Annotated in this window: 14 protein-coding genes; 8 read left to right on the top strand and 6 right to left on the bottom strand. The window is 65.6% G+C overall.

Going from position 1 to position 17,906, the window contains the following annotated elements; genetic code table 11:
• Nucleotides 1–73 precede the first annotated feature (73 nt).
• Both RZN05_RS20460 and RZN05_RS20455 read left to right on the top strand, forming a co-directional pair.
• Complete coding sequence (locus tag RZN05_RS20460; RefSeq protein WP_317228523.1) at nucleotides 74–1,213, top strand: glycoside hydrolase family 88/105 protein; 1,140 nt, start codon at nucleotides 74–76, stop codon at nucleotides 1,211–1,213.
• Nucleotides 1,213–2,466: a BNR repeat-containing protein gene (locus RZN05_RS20455; RefSeq protein ID WP_317228522.1), complete on the top strand. Its 1,254-nt coding sequence runs from the start codon at nucleotides 1,213–1,215 to the stop codon at nucleotides 2,464–2,466. Before RZN05_RS20460 ends, RZN05_RS20455 begins: the two co-directional genes overlap by 1 nt.
• 191 nt (nucleotides 2,467–2,657) lie before the next feature.
• On the opposite strand, the gene RZN05_RS20450 is transcribed toward RZN05_RS20455, so the two are convergent.
• The 6 genes from RZN05_RS20450 to rhmD all read right to left on the bottom strand — a co-directional run bounded on the left by RZN05_RS20450 (nucleotide 2,658) and on the right by rhmD (nucleotide 8,817).
• Nucleotides 2,658–3,725 (bottom strand): glycoside hydrolase family 43 protein, encoded by a 1,068-nt coding sequence (locus tag RZN05_RS20450; RefSeq protein ID WP_317228521.1) that lies wholly within the window; start codon nucleotides 3,723–3,725, stop codon nucleotides 2,658–2,660.
• A 1-nt stretch (nucleotide 3,726) separates the two neighbouring features.
• On the bottom strand, nucleotides 3,727–4,956 hold the full coding sequence (locus tag RZN05_RS20445) for an MFS transporter (RefSeq protein ID WP_317228520.1): 1,230 nt from the start codon (nucleotides 4,954–4,956) through the stop codon (nucleotides 3,727–3,729).
• Between the two features lie 8 nt (nucleotides 4,957–4,964).
• Entirely contained in the window at nucleotides 4,965–5,867 is a 903-nt protein-coding gene (locus RZN05_RS20440) for an amidohydrolase family protein (protein WP_317228519.1), read from the bottom strand.
• Between the two features lie 136 nt (nucleotides 5,868–6,003).
• On the bottom strand, nucleotides 6,004–6,765 hold the full coding sequence (locus RZN05_RS20435) for an SDR family NAD(P)-dependent oxidoreductase (protein ID WP_394804841.1): 762 nt from the start codon (nucleotides 6,763–6,765) through the stop codon (nucleotides 6,004–6,006).
• Nucleotides 6,750–7,604: a fumarylacetoacetate hydrolase family protein gene (locus tag RZN05_RS20430; RefSeq protein ID WP_317228517.1), complete on the bottom strand. Its 855-nt coding sequence runs from the start codon at nucleotides 7,602–7,604 to the stop codon at nucleotides 6,750–6,752. Before RZN05_RS20430 ends, RZN05_RS20435 begins: the two co-directional genes overlap by 16 nt.
• Nucleotides 7,605–7,620: 16 nt before the next feature.
• Nucleotides 7,621–8,817: an L-rhamnonate dehydratase gene (rhmD, locus tag RZN05_RS20425; RefSeq protein WP_317228516.1), complete on the bottom strand. Its 1,197-nt coding sequence runs from the start codon at nucleotides 8,815–8,817 to the stop codon at nucleotides 7,621–7,623.
• A gap of 205 nt (nucleotides 8,818–9,022) precedes the next feature.
• Between rhmD and RZN05_RS20420 the strand changes: the two genes are divergently transcribed.
• The 6 genes from RZN05_RS20420 to RZN05_RS20395 all read left to right on the top strand — a co-directional run bounded on the left by RZN05_RS20420 (nucleotide 9,023) and on the right by RZN05_RS20395 (nucleotide 17,890).
• Nucleotides 9,023–9,853, top strand: a complete 831-nt coding sequence (locus RZN05_RS20420; RefSeq protein WP_317228515.1) for an IclR family transcriptional regulator — start codon at nucleotides 9,023–9,025, stop codon at nucleotides 9,851–9,853.
• 14 nt (nucleotides 9,854–9,867) lie between these two features.
• Entirely contained in the window at nucleotides 9,868–10,632 is a 765-nt protein-coding gene (locus RZN05_RS20415; RefSeq protein ID WP_317228514.1) for an SDR family NAD(P)-dependent oxidoreductase, read from the top strand.
• Complete coding sequence (locus RZN05_RS20410) at nucleotides 10,629–11,417, top strand: rhamnogalacturonan acetylesterase (protein ID WP_317228513.1); 789 nt, start codon at nucleotides 10,629–10,631, stop codon at nucleotides 11,415–11,417. Before RZN05_RS20415 ends, RZN05_RS20410 begins: the two co-directional genes overlap by 4 nt.
• 237 nt (nucleotides 11,418–11,654) lie before the next feature.
• Nucleotides 11,655–14,645, top strand: a complete 2,991-nt coding sequence (locus RZN05_RS20405) for a TonB-dependent receptor (protein ID WP_317228512.1) — start codon at nucleotides 11,655–11,657, stop codon at nucleotides 14,643–14,645.
• A 172-nt stretch (nucleotides 14,646–14,817) separates the two neighbouring features.
• A complete protein-coding gene (locus RZN05_RS20400) occupies nucleotides 14,818–16,686 on the top strand; it encodes a rhamnogalacturonan lyase (RefSeq protein ID WP_317228511.1) in 1,869 nt (622 codons plus the stop codon).
• Nucleotides 16,687–16,690: 4 nt separating this feature from the next.
• Entirely contained in the window at nucleotides 16,691–17,890 is a 1,200-nt protein-coding gene (locus RZN05_RS20395) for a rhamnogalacturonan acetylesterase (protein ID WP_317228510.1), read from the top strand.
• Nucleotides 17,891–17,906 lie beyond the last annotated feature (16 nt).

Raw genomic sequence — 17,906 nt, 5'->3', positions numbered from 1 at the left:
AAGTCCGCCGGCCTTCTTCTTTTCCGGCGCGGCTTTGCTATGACCCTTCCCAAATAACGGAGAGGGTCCCCATATGTCGCTACGCACCGCCTTGCTTGTGCTGGCTGCGATGCCCGGCGCGGCGTTTGCCCAGGCCCCCGACGCCAGCCCGCGCGCGGCGATCGACACCGCCACCAAGCTCGCGCGCTGGCAGCTTCAGCGGATGACCGACACCAGCCACATCGCCCGCGCCGGCGGTGAGACCGGCAATCCGCGCGCTTGGGAGCAGGCGGCGTTCTGGGTCGGCATGACCGCGCTCGCCGATCACGGCGCGCCTCCGGACATCGGCAAGGCGATCCTCGACATGGGCGCCGCCAACCAGTGGCGGCCCGGCCGCCTGCCCTTCTTCGCCGACGATCACGCGATCACCCAGAGCTATCTCTGGGCGGCCAGGCACGGGGCCGGCACCGCACCGGTGCAATCGGTGCGCCGCGTGTTCGACAATGTCGTCGCCAACGCGCCGCGCGTGACGCTCGCCTTCGTGGTCCCCGAAAAGGGCGGGTACGGCGCCACCGAATGCCTGGCGCGGTGGTGCTGGTGCGACGCGCTGTTCATGGCGCCGCCGGCGATGCTCGAACTCGCCGATCAGACCGGCGACCGACGGTATAGGGACTACGCGCTGCGCGAGATCTGGGCGACGGTGAACTTCCTCTACGACCCCGCCGAGCGGCTTTTCTATCGCGACAGCCGCTTCTTCGATCGCCGCGACGCCAAGGGGCGGAAGATGTTCTGGAGCCGCGGCAATGGCTGGGTGGTCGCCGGCCTAGCGCTGATGATTCCCAAGCTGCCCAAGGGCCCGGAGCGCAGCAAGCTCGAGGCCCTGTTCGTCGAGATGGCGGGCAAGGTGAAGGCGCTCCAGAAGCCCGACGGCTATTGGGCGCCCTCGCTGCTTGCCCCCGAGGAATCGCCCCCCGAATCGAGCGGCACCGGCTTCTTCACCTATGGCCTCGCCTGGGGGATCAAGGCCGGACTCCTCCCCCGCGCCGAATACGAGCCCGTGGTGCGCAAAGGCTGGGCGGCGCTCAACCGCGCGCTCCAGCCCGACGGCCGGCTCGGCTATGTCCAGCAGGTCAGCGACCGCCCCGAGCAGGTGCTCGCCAGCGACACCCAATATTACGGCACCGGCGCCTTCCTGCTCGCGGCGAGCGCGGTCGCCGATCTCAAGCTCGACTGATGCTGAAGCTGCTGGCGCCGCTCGCGCTCGCCTGCGCGGTGCCGGCCGCGGCGCAGACCGCCGAGCCGATCGATCGTGTCTGGGCCGGGCACGACGCCGCCTTCGCGCTCGTCGTCACCGATGCGCGGATCTATGTCGGCTATTACGATGCCGAGCGCCGGCTCACCATCGCCAGCCGCCCGCGCAAATCGTCGCGCTGGCGCTACGCCCGGCTGCCGACCCGGGTCGGCTGGGACGCACACAACCGCATCGCGATGGCGCTCGACGCGCAGGGCCGGCTCCATGTCGCGGCGAACATGCACAATGATCCGCTGGTCTATTTCCGCACGCGCACGCCAAACGACCTGGGCAGCTTCACGCGCGTGGCGGTGATGGTCGATCGCGCCGCCGAACGCAGCATGACCTATCCCGAATTCCTGAAAGGTGCCGATGGCCGGCTGATCTTCAAGTATCGCGACGGCGGCAGCGGGCGCGGACGCGAGATCTACAATGTGCTGGACGGGTCCGAATGGAAGCGCCTGCTCGACGCGCCGCTCGCCGATGGCGAGGGCAAGCGCAGCGCCTATTTCGTCGGCCCGGTGGTCGGGCCCGACGGCTGGTTCCATTTGACCTGGGTGTGGCGCGACACCCCCGACGCCGCCACCAACCACGACCTTTCCTACGCCCGCAGCCGCGACCTGGTGCACTGGCAGCGCTCGGACGGCACGCCGCTCGCGCTGCCGATCCGGCTCGGCGATGCAGAGATCGTCGATCCGGTGGCGGTGGGCGACGGGATGATCAACAATAACACCGTCCCCGGCTTCGACGCCGCCGGCCGCGTGGTGATCGCCTTCCACAAGTTCGACGGCGCGGGAAACACCCAGGTCTTCCTCGCCCGCCGCGAAGTCACCGGCTGGCGCATCGTGCCGGCGAGCGACTGGAAGCACTTCCGCTGGGAGTTCGGGGGCAATGGCTCGCTCGATTTCCGCCTGCGCCTGGGCACCCCGAAGGTGGAGGGCGATCTGCTAGTCCTGCCCGTGGTCCGCGACGGCAAGCCGATCGACCTGCTGCTCGACGCCGCCACGCTGGCACGCAAAGGCGAGCGCCCCGGCAGGCGGCTTGGCGAGATAGCGGTGCCGCCGGGGATGCAGCGCAACACCGTCGAGGACGCCTCCGGCATCGCCCTCGCCTGGCCGAGCCTCCCGCCCAACCGCGACGTGCCGCGCGATCAAGTGCCCGAGCCGCAGGTACTTCGGCTGATAGTGCCGGACTAACCCCACTACGCTCGTGCTGAACGGGATTGGGTGGGCTTCCAATGTTGGAAATTCCATGCGAGCCTCTGAAACGGCTCTTTGAACTGTCGAAATACGCAGATTCCGACCGCGCAACAATCCTGCTCAGCCGCGCAACTTATAAAAAGATTAAATGCGCAAAGTGCGAAGTTAAGCCGCGCATTTCCTACAAGTCAGCACTCCAGTTTCCGCTCGGTCGGCGTATGCGGCTGGACGCACGGGTGAGTCGGATAGGCTTCGAGATCGAGTTCGGTCGCCTCGCGCACCACCTCCACCCGATCGCCGCTGTCCCTCATTTCGTAGAGCTTGCCCAGCGCCAGCGTGAACGGCCGGTGGAGCACCATCATCAGCCGGCCGTCGAACGCCCGGAATAGCATCCCATGGCCGCTGTCGCGCCGCACCAGCGGGTCGAGCTGCTCCCACGGCCCGTCGAGGCTGCCGGACTTCGAGCGCGCGATCGACTGGACATAGCCGCGCTCGCCATAGCTCGACCACAGCATCACCAGCGTGCCCGTGGAGGTGCGGTGGAACTCCGGCCCGTCGGTGACGAAGACGGTATCGCCATCGGCCTGGCGCTGCCCCCTGGCCCAGGGCGCCTCGTCGGCGCGGAACAGCACCCGCGGCTTGCCTGCGGCCGACAGGTCGTCGTTCAGCGGGATCGCCTCGATCGTGCCCACCGTGGTCTGCAGCCACTCGTGCGCATAGACCAGCCACGGCTTGCCCTTGGCATCGACGTGCAGCGTGCCGTCGAGCGTCATCAGCGCCTTGTCGACGATCGGCTCGCCGCCCCGCACCACCCGATACGGTCCGTCGACCTTGTCGGCGACCGCGAGGATCGTGCCGCGGCGATAGAGCTTGCGGGTGCCTGGGGAGGGTAGCGCCGCAGCCTCGTTATGGAAGGTGGTGAACAGATACCATTTGCCCTTCCACGGGTGCACCTCGGGTGCCCACGCTCCGTTCTTCGCCCAGGTCCCCTCGGGCAGCGCAAAGACGACGCGCGGGCGGGTCCAGTGCTTCAGGTCCTTGCTGGTATAGACCATCGTCCCGAGCCGACGGTCGCCGGTCATCGCGGTCTCGTTGCGGGTGAACAGATAATAGGTCTTCGTGGCCTTGTCGGCGACGATGAAGGGATCGTGGAGCTGCATCTGCGGGAGCAGCAGCGGCGCCGGATCGGCCTTGGGCTGCGCCGCAGCGGGTATAGCGAGCGATACGGCGAGCGCCGCGATCAGTGCCTTCAGCATGTCACCCGCGCTCCGCCGCGATCGCCTCGAGCGACTTGCCTTCGTTGCGCGGCGCCCAGATCAGCCCGATCGCGCCCGAGGCGACCAGGAAGCCGGTGAGAATCCACGCCAGCGTGGTGTAGTTGGTCGCGGCGAGCCACGGCACGAAAAAGCTCCAGATGCCTAGGCCCACGCGTACGATCGCGAAGGTAAGGCCCTGTGCGGTCGATCGGATCGCGGTCGGGAACAGCTCTGCCGACCAGAGCTGGAAGAAGCTCTGCGCGCCGAAGCCGCCGGCCACCCCCATGATCACGACATGGGCGATATACACTTCCAGCGTGAAGCCGAAGATCGCCAGGATCGCCATGCCCACGACGTGCAAGCCAGCGGAGATGCCGAACAGCAGCCGCTGGTTGACCTTGTCCGACAGCGTCATGAAAATCGTCAGGATCGAGATCATCCCGATGAGGAAATAGCTCGCCGGCATGATCGTCTCGACCCAGGCGGGGAGGTTGTGCGCCTTGACGAGATAGGGCGTGAAGAAGCCGTTGAAGCCCGCCCACAGGTTCCAGAAGCCATACATCGCGGCGAGGAACAGGATCGCGCCGAAATAGCGCGGGCTGAACAGCTCGCGCCATTGCGTCACCTGCCCCGACGCCTTGCTCTCCTCCCACCGCTCGGACTCGCGCATCCGCGAGCGCAGGAAGGTCAGCGCGATCGCCAGCACCGCGAGATGCGCGAAGATCCAGCGCACGCCGGTGATGCCCCAGGGCTGGAGGAAATAGGCTGCGACCAGCACCGCGACGGGCCCGAGATACCAGAGCAACTGCGCGACCCCGGAATGGGCACCGCGCTTGTCGTCGGGCGCCTGCTCGGCGATCAGCGACCACGAAGCGGGGATGTCCGCCCCCACCGCGAGCCCGACCAGCACGAAGCCCAGCACGATCATCCACGGCGCCGAGGCGAAGACGAGGAAGCACATGCCGAACGCGTAGAACAGCATGTCGTACTGGTAGATCTTCTTCCGCCCGAACTTGTCGCACAGGATCCCGCCGATCAGCGCGCCGACGCCCGCGGATATGGCATTCGCGCTGAACGCCCCGATCAGCCCGATAAAGCTGTCAGACAGCCCGTAAATCTCGCGCCACAGCGCCAGCGCCACCGATCCGGCGACGATCGACCCCGCGTCGATGTAATTGGCGAGGCCGGCAAGGATCGTGTTGCGCCAGCCATGATTCTGGGTATCGCTCATGGTGTTCCTCAGATGCCCAGCCCGAGCCGGTAGATGCGATCGGCGTTGCGGCCCCACAGGCCACGGCGCTCGTCCTCGCTGAAGTCGCTGGTGATGGTGTCGTACGCGTCGAGATGCTGCGCGAAGCTGCCGAACAATTTGTCGGTTGGAAAGTCGCTCGCGAACATCGCGCGATCGGTGCCGAACATCTCGATCGCCTCGAGGATATAGGGACGCGCCTGATCCAGCGTCCACGGCCGATGCGTGAATCCCATCCCCGACAGCTTGGTCGCAACATTGGGGAGTTCGGCAAGTGCGGCCATGCCGACACGCCACTGGTCCCATTCGCCAGGGACCGCCATGCCGGTATGGTTGATGATGACCTGCGTCTCGGGATGCTTCGCGATCAGCTTGGCGAGCGCGGAAAACTGGCCGGGATAGGCCTGGAGATCGAAGCTCAGCCCGTATTTGCCGAGCAGCGCGAAGCCGCGCGCCCAGGCTTCCTCTTGGGTGACGTCGCGCGGGCCATAGGTGCGGCGGGGATCGGAATGCCAGTTGACGATATGGCGGATGCCGCGGACGGCGTGGTGCGCGGCGTGTTGGTCGAGCAGCGCCTCGACATCGGGATCGTCGAGCGCGGCGAAGGCAACGATCGCATTGGGCAGGCCGCGCGCGTCGTGCAGCCCCTGGAGCCATTCGGTCTCGGCAAGCGCCGCCGAGGCGTCGGCGCCGGCATCGACATGGACGATGCCGCGGACGTCCCAGCCCTGCGCATCCGCCAAGTAATCGTCGAGCAGATAGGTCCGGGCAATCGGCTCGACGCTGCCGTTGGGGCCGTCATCGGCGAAGGGCGGCGTCAGCCAGGGATAGGCGATGCGGGCGAGGTCCCAGAGATGCACATGGACATCGATGAACGGCAGATCGCGCGCCAATTTTGCTGTCCCTCCTATCAAGCCCCTCCCCTTCAGGGGAGGGGTTGGGGGTGGGGCTTGTCAACAAGCGATGGTCTCGGTGAGACGGACATGCCCCACCCCAACCCCTCCCCTAAAGGGGAGGGGCTAAGTTTCGTCAGTACGTCGTACGCCCGCCCGAAGTGTCGAAGGTCGAGGCGGTGGTGAAGCTGCACTCCTCGCTCGCCATGAACAGGATCATCGCGGCGCTTTCCTCGGCTTCGCCCAGCCGGCCCATCGGGATCTTCGAGCGCATATAGTCGACTTGGCTCGGCGGAAGCTGCTCGAGGATCGGGCTTTCGAAAGTCGCCGGGGTAAGCGCGTTTGCGATGATGCCCTTGCCCGCCAGCTCCTTGCCGAGCGACTTGGTCAGGCCGATCACCCCCGCCTTCGACGCCGAATAGGCGCTGGCGTTAGGATTGCCTTCCTTGCCCGCCACCGACGAGACGTTGACGATGCGGCCATAACCGTTCGCCAGCATGTGCGGCACCACCGAACGGCAGCAATAGAACAGCCCGTTCAAGTTGATGTCGATCACGCGCTGCCAGCTGTCGATCGGGAATTCATGCACCGGGACGGTCGCCCCGGTGATCCCGGCCGAATTGACCAGCACGTCGATCCGGCCGAGTGCGGCAGCGCTGTCATCGGCGGCGCGCGCCACTGCCGCCGGATCGGCGACGTCGAGCGCCACGACATGCTTCGCCCCGATTTCCCCGGCGACCTTGGCCAGCGCCTCGGCGTTCAGATCCCAAAGTGCGACCTGGCCGCCCTCGGCGATGAAGCGCTTGGCCACAGCGAGGCCGAGCCCCCCGGTACCGCCGGTGATGACCGCGGTGCGGCCTTCGAAACGACCCGCGTACGCGCTCACTTTGCCGCCCATGCAACGAAGTCCTGGCGCTGCTGGCCGAGCTTCTCGATGCCGAGTTCGACGACGTCGCCGGCCTTGAGATACCAGGGCTCGGGCTTCTGGCCGAGGCCGACGCCGGGAGGCGTGCCGGTAGTGATCACGTCACCGGGCAGCAGCGTCATGATCTGCGAGAGGTACGCTACGATCTGCTGGACGTTGAAGATCATCGTCTTGGTATTGCCGTCCTGGACGCGTCTGCCGTTGACCGACAGCCACATCGACAGGTCCTGGACGTCGCCTACTTCATCCTTGGTAACCATCCACGGGCCGATGGGACCGAAGGTCGGGAAGCCCTTGCCCTTGTCCCAGGTCATGCCGCGCTCGGTCTGCCAGTGGCGCTCGGACACGTCGTTGATCACGCAATAGCCGGCGACATGGTTGAGCGCGTCGGCTTCCGACAGGTTGTTCGCCGCAGTGCCGATGACGATGCCGAGCTCGACTTCCCAATCGGTCTTCTTCGAATCCTTGGGGATCGTCACCGGATCATTCGGCCCCTGGATGCAGCTCACCCACTTCTGGAACACCACCGGCTCCTCGGGGATCGGCAGGTTCGATTCATGCGCGTGATCGACGAAGTTCAGGCCGATCGCAACGAACTGGCGCGTGCCGGTGACGCAGGCGCCATAGCGCGGATTGCCTTCGACCTTGGGGAGCGAAGCCGGATCGATCGCGGCGAGCTTGGCGAGGCTCTCCGCCGAAAGCTCGGCGGGGCCCACATCGGAGATCACGCCGGACAAGTCGCGGATCGCGCCGTCGGCATCGATCAGGCCGGGCTTCTCGCTACCGGCAGGTCCAAATCGGCAGAGTTTCATCTGGGGTCTCTCGCTCTCAATGCGTGTAGGGGCGGTGCATCGGCAGGTCGCGATTGAGCTCGACCCCGAAGCCGGGCTTGTCGAGCGCGCTCACGTGCAGGCGCCCGTTCTGGGGCACCGGCTCGCCAATCAATTGCGGGTGGAACATCGGCACGACCTCGGTCGGCCCGGGATGCATCATCAGGAACTCGGCGAAGGGCGAGTTATGCCGGGTGATGACGAAGTGGTAGCTGTACACGCTCGAGCCGTGCGGGATCATCAGCACGCCCTTGCTGTCGGCATAATTGGCGATCTTGATCAGTTCGGTGACGCCGCCGCACCAGCCCACATCGGGCTGGATGATGTCGCAGCAGTCCATGTCCATCAGCATGCGGAAGCCCCAACGCGTCGCCTCATGCTCGCCGGTGGTGACCAGCAGCCCCTTGGGCGCATTCTTCTTGAGCGCGGCGTAGGCCCAGTAATCGTCGGGGCTCAGCGCCTCCTCGATCCACTTGAGCCCGCACTCCTCGTACGCGCGGTGCGCCAGGCGGGTGGCATAGTCGAGGTCGAGGCTCATCCAGCAATCGAGCATCAGCCAGAAATCGTCGCCGACTTTGGAACGCATGTCGGCCAATTCGGCGATGTTCTTATGCAGCCCTTCCAGACCTTCGGCCGGGCCATGATGCAGCGGCAGCTTGCCGCCGATAAAGCCGAGCTCCTTGGCAACGTCGGGTCGTGCGCCGGTGGCGTAGAATTGCAGCTCGTCGCGCACTGCGCCGCCCAGCATCTGGTACACCGGCTCGCCGCGCAGCTTGCCCAGCAGGTCCCACAACGCCAGGTCGACGCCCGAGATGGCGTTCACGACCAGGCCCTTGCGGCCATAATATTGCGTCGAGAAATACATCTGGTCCCAGATCTTCTCGACCTCGCGCGGGTCACGCCCTTCGAGGAAGCGCGCGAGATGCTTCTCGACGATGAAGGCGGCCGGCTCGCCGCCGGTGGTCACCGCGAAGCCGATCGTGCCGTCCTCGGCCTCGATCTCGACGATTAGCGTGCCGAGCACGTTGATCCCGAAGCTCTGCCGCGACTGGCGATATTCGGGATAGCGCGCCATCGGCGTGGCGATGTGATTGTCGATCCAATGACCTTCGCCCTGGTCGTGATAATCGGCACCGCCGCCGCGGACGGTGAAGGCTCGGACATGCTTGATCTTCGAAAGGCCGGCTGCCGCCACGTCTTCTGGTCCCTTCTATGGCAACTGTGCCACATCTGGGCACGGCGCCTGAGAATGTGAAAAATCACGCGCAACGCATACCATCATGTGATACGCCGCCACGCGATGCCTGACTGAATGGGTGTGGCGGGTGCCGAAATGCCCCGCCGCCTTGCACCCCTCCTGATGCTTTACTTTCTCACTTTATGGGATAGGATGTTACGTGATGAGACGCGACACGTCAAACGCTGAATCGGAACCGGCCGAGAAGAAGGCGGGGCCCAAGGTGCAGGGCAGCCAGACGCTGATCCGCGGGCTCGACATGCTCGACAAGGTGATCGACGGCCCGATCAAGCTCGCCGAACTCTCGGCGCGGATGAGCCTCACCCGCTCGACTACGCACCGCCTCGCCAATGCGTTGATCGATCGCGGCTTTCTCACCTATCTGCCCCGCGACGGCTATCAGCTCGGCCCCAAGCTAATCCAGCTGGGTTTCTTGGCGCAAAGCCAGGCCGACATCGTCCAGATCGCGCGCCCGCGCATGGAAGAACTCGCCGCCGCCTCGGAGGACACGGTGCATCTCGGCCGGATGGACGGCGACCTCGCGCTCTATCTCGACAAGATCCCCGGCCGCCGCCGCGTCGAGATTTCGAGCCGAATCGGCGATCGCCAGCCGCTCACGTCGACCGGCCTGGGCAAGGCGCTGCTTGTCGATGGCAGCGAAGCCGAATGGACCCGACTGTTCGACGCCGACCAGGCACATGGCGCGCCCCGTGCCGATCGCGAAATCTGGTTCGATCGGATGCGTGGCTATGCCGAGGCGGGCCATGCCTATGACCTGGAAGAGAATGAGGACCAGATCCGCTGCGTCGCCGCCCCGGTGCGCGACGTCTCCGGCAAGATCGTCGCGGCGATCAGCGTCTCGAGCGCCGCGCAATATATGGACGACGAGCGGATGGAGACGCTGAGCGCCGAAGTCCGCGAGACCGCGCAGCGGATCAGCACCGATCTGGGCTGGAGCCCCGACGTGCGACCACCGCGGCGCGCGCGCAGATAGACCAGGAGAGACAAGTGAAGTTGTTGGCAGGCAAGACCGTGCTCGTCACGGGCGCATCGACGGGCATCGGACGCGCGGCGGCAGTGGGCGTCGCCCAGGCCGGCGCCGACGTGGTGATCAACTATCACAGCCGCGACGACGACGCCGCGGCGTGCGTCGCCGAGATCGAGGCGGCCGGCCAGCGTGGGCTCGCAGTGAAAGGCGACGTCGCCGCGCCCGAGACCGCGACCGAGTTCGTCACCAAGGCGGTCGAGGCGTTCGGCAAGGTCGACGTGATGGTCTCGAACGCCGGGATCTGTCCATTCCATTCGTTCCTCGACATGCCGGTCGAGACCGTCCAGCGCACGATGCAGGTCAATCTGCTCGGCGGCTATTTCATGTGCCAGGCGGCCGCCAACCAGATGGTAAAGCAGGGGCATGGCGGCGCGCTGATCGCGGTCTCGTCGATCTCGGCGCTCGTCGGCGGCGAATACCAGACGCACTACACGCCGACCAAGGCCGGGCTCCACTCGTTGATGCAGTCGACTGCGATCGCGCTCGGCAAGCACAAGATCCGCTGCAATTCGGTTCTTCCGGGCACGATCCTCACCGAGATCAACAAGGAAGACCTCGCCGACGTCGAGAAGCGCAAATACATGGAGGCCCGCATCCCGCTCGGCCGCCTCGGCCAGGCCGAGGATCTTGCTGGCCCGATCGTCTTCCTCGCCTCGGACATGGCGGCCTATGTTACCGGCGCGGCGCTGCTCGTCGATGGCGGCGCGTTCGTGAACCTGCAATGAGGGCACTGCTCGCCGCCGGCGTCGTGCTGCTCGCCACCGCGTTGCCGGCCAACGCGCAGCAGCGCATCCTGATCGCCAGCGACTCGACCGCGGCCAACTATGGCATCGACAAATATCCCCAGCTCGGCTGGGGGATGATGCTCAAATGCGGACTTCAGCCGGGCGTCGAGGTGGTCAACCGCGCGGTCGGCGGACGCAGCACCCGCACCTTCATTTCCGAAGGCAGATGGGACGCATTGATCGCCGAGTCGAAGCCGGGCGACACTGTACTCATCCAGTTCGCGCATAACGACGCCAGCGTCTCGCGCCCCGAGCGGTATGCTCCCGCCGCGACGCTGTATCGCGACAGCCTCATCCGGATGATCTGGGAAGCCCGTGGCCGAGGGCTGGTGCCCGTCTTGGTCACGCCCCCTGCCCGCCGCTCGTTCGACGGCGCCCGCGCCAAGGCCGATTTCGCCGCCTATTCAGGCGTGATGCGCGAGTTGGTGGTCACGACCAACACCCCGCTGATCGACCTCGAGGCGCGGTCGCTCGATCTGGTCAGCCAGGCCGGCGAGGCGGGATCGAAGAAGTACTTCCTCCACTATACCCCCGCCGACAAGATCGCCGCCTATCCGAACGGCATCGCCGACGATACCCATTTCAGCGAGCTCGGCGCCCGGGCGATGGCCAATCTGGTCGCACAGGAACTCAAGGGGCTCAAGATCCCGGTGGCCGAGCAAGTGCTTGCCGATCGCCCCGACCTGATCCGCACCAAACCGCTAGGCAGCGCCGCCTGCCACTGACACCGGAGGGCAAGAACAATCTTGTCGAATTAAATTGACACCGGTATCATAGGGGCAACGCAATCAGACGCCTTGTGTCTGGGGTGTGACCGAAACTCCACATCGCCCCGCAAACCCGAAATGGGGGGATTGGCGGAACGTTTCAGTTACGTCATAGATATTGGGAAATAAGAACAAGAAATGAGACTCGTCAGCGCACAACGCGCGGCGGGAGGTCGATCAGAGGAGGGGAATAGCATGAAGGCTTTCACGTATCCGCGTGCCCGCAACGCCGGCATCTCGACCGGCGCGCTCGCTTTGGCGCTGGCGTGGACACCGGTGGCAATGGCGCAGGACGCCCCCGCCGATCCTGCCGCGCAGGCGCCCGGTGAAGAAACCGAAATCGTCGTCCAGGGCTTCCGCGCCTCGCTCGCCACCGCGCTCAACCAGAAGCGCGAGGAGACCGCTGCGGTCGATGCGATCGTCGCCGAGGACATCGGCAAGTTCCCCGACTCGAACCTGGCCGAATCGATGCAGCGCGTCCCCGGCGTGGCATTGTCGCGCGGCGACGGCGGCGAAGGCCGCAACATCTCGGTGCGCGGCCTCGGCGCGGGCTTCACCCGCGTCCGCATCAACGGCATGGAAGGTACGTCGCAGACCGGATCGTCGGACATCTATGGTGCCGGCAATTCGGGCCGCAGCTTCGACTTCAATGCCTTCCCCACCGAGATCTTCTCGTCGCTGGCGGTGCGCAAGACGCCCTCGGCCGATGTCGAGGAAGGCTCGCTCGGCGCCACCGTCGATCTCAAGGCGCCGCACCCGCTCGATTACGACAAGGACTTCGTGCTGAGCGCGACCGCCCGGGGTGTCTACAACCAGGTCAGCAAGAAGCTCGATCCGCGCGCCTCGGCGATAATCTCGAAGCAGTTCGCCGACGGCACGTTCGGCGTGCTGCTCTCGGGCGCCTATCAGAAACGTCACCTGCGGGAGGCGGGCTATTCGGCGGTGGACATCCTGTCCTCGACGCTGGGCGGCAACCAGTTGGGCACCGGCGCCGCCGCGCAGCCTTTCTGCACGCCGATCGGCTACACCCCGATAAGCCCGTCGCCTGTGACCTATGCCGGCCGTGGTGCCTCTGCGACCATGTGCAGCACGGGCAACCCGCGCACCGGCACGATCGCAGCGTACAACACGATCATGGCGCTGCGCAGCAACTTCAGCGCCGCCGCGGCCGCCACGCCGGGCAGCGGCGCGTTCTTCCCCCGCATCCCGCGCTATGTGAACTCGGAGCAGGATACCGAACGCCTGGGCGGCACCGCCACGATCCAGTGGAAGCCGACCGAGAATACCGACATCTCGATCGACGGCCTCTATTCGCGCCTCAACGTCGAGCGCCGCGACAATTACATCGCGCTGCTCTCGTTCGCGCGCAACATCAACAATAACGGCCAGCCAATGGTATCGGTGCGCGACATCGAGTTCGATCAGAACGGCTCGCTGGTCTATGGCCTGTTCGACGGCGTCGACATCCGCTCGGAGGGCCTGGTCGATACCTTCGTGTCGACCTTCAAGCAGGCCAATTTCAACTTCCGCCACCGTTTCTCCGACAGCTTCGAAGTCACCGCGCTGGCCGGCATTTCGAACTCGCTATGGGACGGCAAGGAACGCCTGCAGACGTTCATCGACGCGATCGACGCGGACGGCGTGACGATCGATTTCCGGGGTGGCGGCTATAATCCCGTGATCGGCTTCGGCATCGACGTGGCGAACCCCGCCAACTTCGCTTATGCGCCCAGCCCCGATGGCGGCGTGACGTTCCTCGGCGGGTTCAGCACCCAGGGCAAGCCTTCGCGCAACGAGACCAAGAACAAGACCTTCGAGCTCAACACCAGGTGGGACGTCACGCCAGGCTTCACGGTCAAGGTGGGCGGCCAGTTCCGCGAGAGCGACTATAGCGCGCGCGGCGCCACCCAATATACCGGCCAGAACGTCACGCGCGCGCTGCCCGCCGGCACCAGCCTTTCCAGCATCACGCGCCAGATCACCGGCGTCGATGACATCTTCGGCACGGGGGCGCCGGCGAGCTGGGTCGCAGTCGATCCAGTCAAGTGGCGCGCGGCGTTCAACTTCCCTAACGGGTTCGACTTCTGCATCGACGCCTCGTGCGGCGTCGGCACGTCGCGGATCCGCGAGCGGATCAAGAGCGGCTATCTGATGGTCAATTTCGACACCTCCGAGACGTTGCCCTTCACGCTGCGTGGCGATGCAGGCGTGCGCTATGTCAAGACAGACATGCGCGCGGTCGGCTTCCTGAGCCGTTCGCTGGCCACCAGCCCGACCGGCGTCACCGCCACGGCCAACGTCGTCGATCGCGACTATGAGGACTTCCTGCCATCGGTGAACGTGGTCGGTGAGATCACTCCCGACCTGCTGGTCCGCGCCTCGATGGCACGCGTCATCTCGCGACCCGAGCTGGGCGTGATGATACCGGGGTCGCCGACGATCACCGCAACGACCCGCAATGCGAGCACGAACAACCCGTTCCTGAACCCCATCCGCGCCAACACGCTCGATCTGGCGCTGGAATGGTATTTCAAGCCCGGGTCGCTGCTCTCGGTGGCGTATTTCTACAAGGACATCGAAACCTATATCCAGAACGCCACGGCAAATATCCCGTTCAACCAGTTGGGGCTTCCCGATGCGTTGCTCGCCGGCACCAACACCATTCCGACCGATATTTTCACGGTCCGGCGTCCGCTGAATACCCCCGGCGGCCCGCTGAAGGGATTCGAGGTCAATGCCCAGATCCAGTTCGATTTCCTGCCGGGGTTCCTTTCACACTTCGGTGCGCTGGGCAGCTACACCCGGGTTACCTCCAAGATCGACTACATCACCGGCACCAATACGATCTTCACCTCGGATCTGATCGACCTTTCGAAAAACTCGGCAAGCGGCACGCTCTATTACGAGGATGATCGCTTCAGCATCCGTGGAACAGCCACCTATCGCGACCGCTACACCCGTGCGATCATCGCGGCGAACGGCAGTGATATCCGTGCAAACCAGCCGAACACGTTCGTGGACGCCTCGGCATCGTACAAGCTAACCGACAATTTCAAGCTGATCCTCGAGGCGCAGAACCTCACCGATGCGCGCAACACGCTGTATATCGACAGCGTCCGCCAGGACACGCTGTTCCAGACCCGCATCGGCCGCACCTTCACCTTCGGCATCAACGCGCAGTTCTGAAGCATCCGGATAAAGGGGAAACGGGTTGCGGTCGCGAGACCGCGGCCCGTTTTCCGTTTGCGCCGAGCGGTAATGCTCCCGAAATGTAAATCACCGTGCCAATTGCTGGGACGATATTGACTTCGCCGCCTACCCGGCGCAGCGTCGGGCAAAAGCAATCGGGGAGAGATTCATGCTCGCGGCACTCATCATCGCGTCGGCGATCCCGGCGCAGGCGGTCCCTATCGTGACGGGGCGCCAGGTCGAGCGGCTCGATCGCGCGCTGGTCGCGGTGCCCGCGGTCGGCGGCGGCAACCATGTCTCGTGGCGGCTGCTCGGCACCGACCGCAAGGGTGCACGCTTCACCCTCTACCGCGACGGCAAGCCGATCGCGAAGATCGCCGGCAACCAGGCGACCAGCTTCCTCGACAAGAGCGGCACCGCGACTTCGCGTTACGCTCTGTCCGCGCGCGGCGCCGGCGTCGCTGCCTGGGCCAACGGCTACCTCCCCATCCCGCTCGACAAGCCCGCCGGTGGCCGCACCCCGGATGGCGAGGAATACAGCTATACAGCCAACGATGCCTCGGTCGGCGACCTCGACGGCGACGGGCGCTATGAACTCATCGTCAAATGGTATCCGACGATCGCCAAGGATAATGCGTTCTCTGGCTATACCGGCGAGACCTTGCTCGACGCCTACACGCTCGAAGGCAAGAAGCTGTGGCGGATCAACCTGGGGCCTAACATCCGCTCGGGTGCGCACTACACCCAGTTCATGGTTTACGACCTCGACGGCGACGGCCACGCCGAGATCGCGATGAAGACCGCCGACGGCACGATCGACGGCACGAACCGCGTGCTCGGCGATCCGAACGCCCGCTGGACCAGCAGCGAGGGCGAAGTCGATATCGACGACCGTACCGGCGCGAAGATACTGCCCGACGGCAAGAAGGTGTCCGAGCTCAAGGGCCGAATCCTAAAGGGCCCCGAATACCTGACCGTGTTCGACGGCCGGACCGGCCGCGCGCTCGCCTCCGCCCCCTATGCCCCGTCGCGCGACCCGAGCGGCGACAACCCGACCTACGAACAGATGAAGGCGACCTGGGGCGACGGATACGGCAATCGCTCCGAGCGCTATCTCGCCGGCGTCGCCTATCTCGACGGCCGCAAGCCGAGCCTGGTGTTCGGTCGCGGCTATTATGCGCGCTCGACCGTCGCGGCATGGGATTATCGGAACGGCAAGCTGACCCGGCGCTGGCTGTTCGACAGCGCCACCCCAGGCAACGAGACGTTCGGCGGCCAGGGCAACCACCAGCTCTCGGTCGCCGATGTCGATGGCGATGGCCGCGACGAAGTATTCTACGGATCGATGGTGATCGACGACAACGGCAAGGGGCTGTGGTCCTCCGGGCTCGGCCATGGCGATGCGATGCACCTCTCCGACCTCGATCCGACCCGGCCGGGGCTCGAAAAGTTCGGCGTGCACGAGAATATGCGGATGAGCGGCAATCGCGGCGCGGCGATGCTCGACGCCAAAACCGGCGCGATCCTGTGGTCGACACCCGCCGACAAGGACACCGGTCGCGGCATCGCAATCGACATCGATCCGCGCCACCCCGGCGCCGAGGCCTGGGCGAGCAACTCGCCCGACCTCTATGATGCCAAGGGCAATGTCATTCCCGGCGGGCACCCGCGCGCGGCGAACTTCGCGATCTGGTGGGACGGCGATCGCCTGCGCGAACTGCTCGACGGCAAGAAGATCGGCAAGTGGAATTGGACCACCGGCACCGAGACGGTGCTGCTCGATCCCGCCGGCGTGGTCTCGAACAACGGGACCAAGGCAAACCCGTCGCTCTCGGCGGACATTCTCGGCGACTGGCGCGAGGAACTGGTGGTGCCGAATGCCGACAGCACCGAGTTGCGCATCTACGCCACGCCCTTCCCTACCGAGGAGCGTATCGTGACCCTGATGCACGATCCGGTCTATCGCCTCGGCGTGGCGTGGCAGAATACGGCGTACAACCAGCCGCCGCACACATCGTATTTCCTGGGAGCGAAGTGAAACGATGCTGCTCGCGGCGATGCTGATGGCGACGACCGGCCCCATATTGCGCTTCGATCTCGAGCCGCCCAAGCGCGCCACCGGCCGAGTCGTGGTAGCTGCGGACAAGCCGTACGAGGCGGGTGGCTACGGCTATGAGCCCGATCGCCGGGGCAAGGAATTCCTGTTCTCGGCGGCGGTGCCCGAGGGCAATTACAAGGTCACCATCCGCGTGAGCGGCCGCGTCACGGTCAAGGCCGAGCAGCGCCGCCTGATGCTGCGCGACATCGCGACCAAGCCCGGCCAATACGTCACCGCGAGCTTCGTCGTGAATGTGCACGGCCCCGCGCTGGCCCCGCCCGAGAAGAATGCCCCCGGCGGCAATGCGGTCCGACTGTTCGACCGCGAGATCGCCACGCAGAATTGGGACGACAAGCTCACGCTCGAATTCCTCGGGGATCCGCGCGTCGCCTCGATCGACATCGAACCAGTCGACGTCCCGACCGCCTACCTCACCGGCGATTCGACCGTCACCGACAACCGCGCCGAGCCCGGCGCAAGCTGGGGCCAGATGTTCACCGCGATGTTCGATGGCGGCATCGCGGTGGCGAACCACGCCGAATCGGGCGAGACGCTCAAGTCCTTCCTCACCGGGCTGCGCTTCGACAAGGTGCTGCAGGGAATGAAGCAGGGCGACTTCCTGTTCATCCAGTTCGGCCATAACGACCAGAAGAAGCAGTGGCCGCAGACCTATGTCGATGCGGACCTGACCTATCCCGCCTATCTGCGCGCCTATATCGCCGAGGCGAAGCGGCGCGGCGCCACCCCGGTGCTGGTCACTTCGCCCGAGCGGCGCAATTTCGAGAATGGCCGCATCCGCCCCAGTCTGCTCGATTATGCCGAGGCGATGCGGAAGGTGGCGCGCGAGGACAATATCGCGCTGGTCGACCTCCAGCCGCAGACGATCGCGCTCTACGAGGCGCTCGGCCCGGACAAGGCGCCGAGCCTGTTCGGCGCCGACGGCAAGGACGCCACGCACCACAACAATGCCGGTGCCTGGCTGCTCGCCCGTGCGGTGGCGAGCGGGGTTGCCACGCAGGTGCCTGCGCTCGCGGCGCACCTCAAGCCGGGAATGCGCAGCTTCGATGCCGCGCGTCCGAACCTTGCCGAAACGGCGATCGCGCCGAGCCTCCAGCGCAGCAATGCGCGGCCGGCGGGGAATTGATGCGCGCTCCTTCCGT

The organism is Sphingomonas sp. HF-S4, from assembly GCF_032911445.1.
In the GTDB taxonomy this organism is placed as follows: domain Bacteria; phylum Pseudomonadota; class Alphaproteobacteria; order Sphingomonadales; family Sphingomonadaceae; genus Sphingomonas; species Sphingomonas agrestis.
The sequence above is the reverse complement of the archived record's forward strand: the minus strand, read 5'-3'. Positions and strand labels throughout refer to the sequence as shown.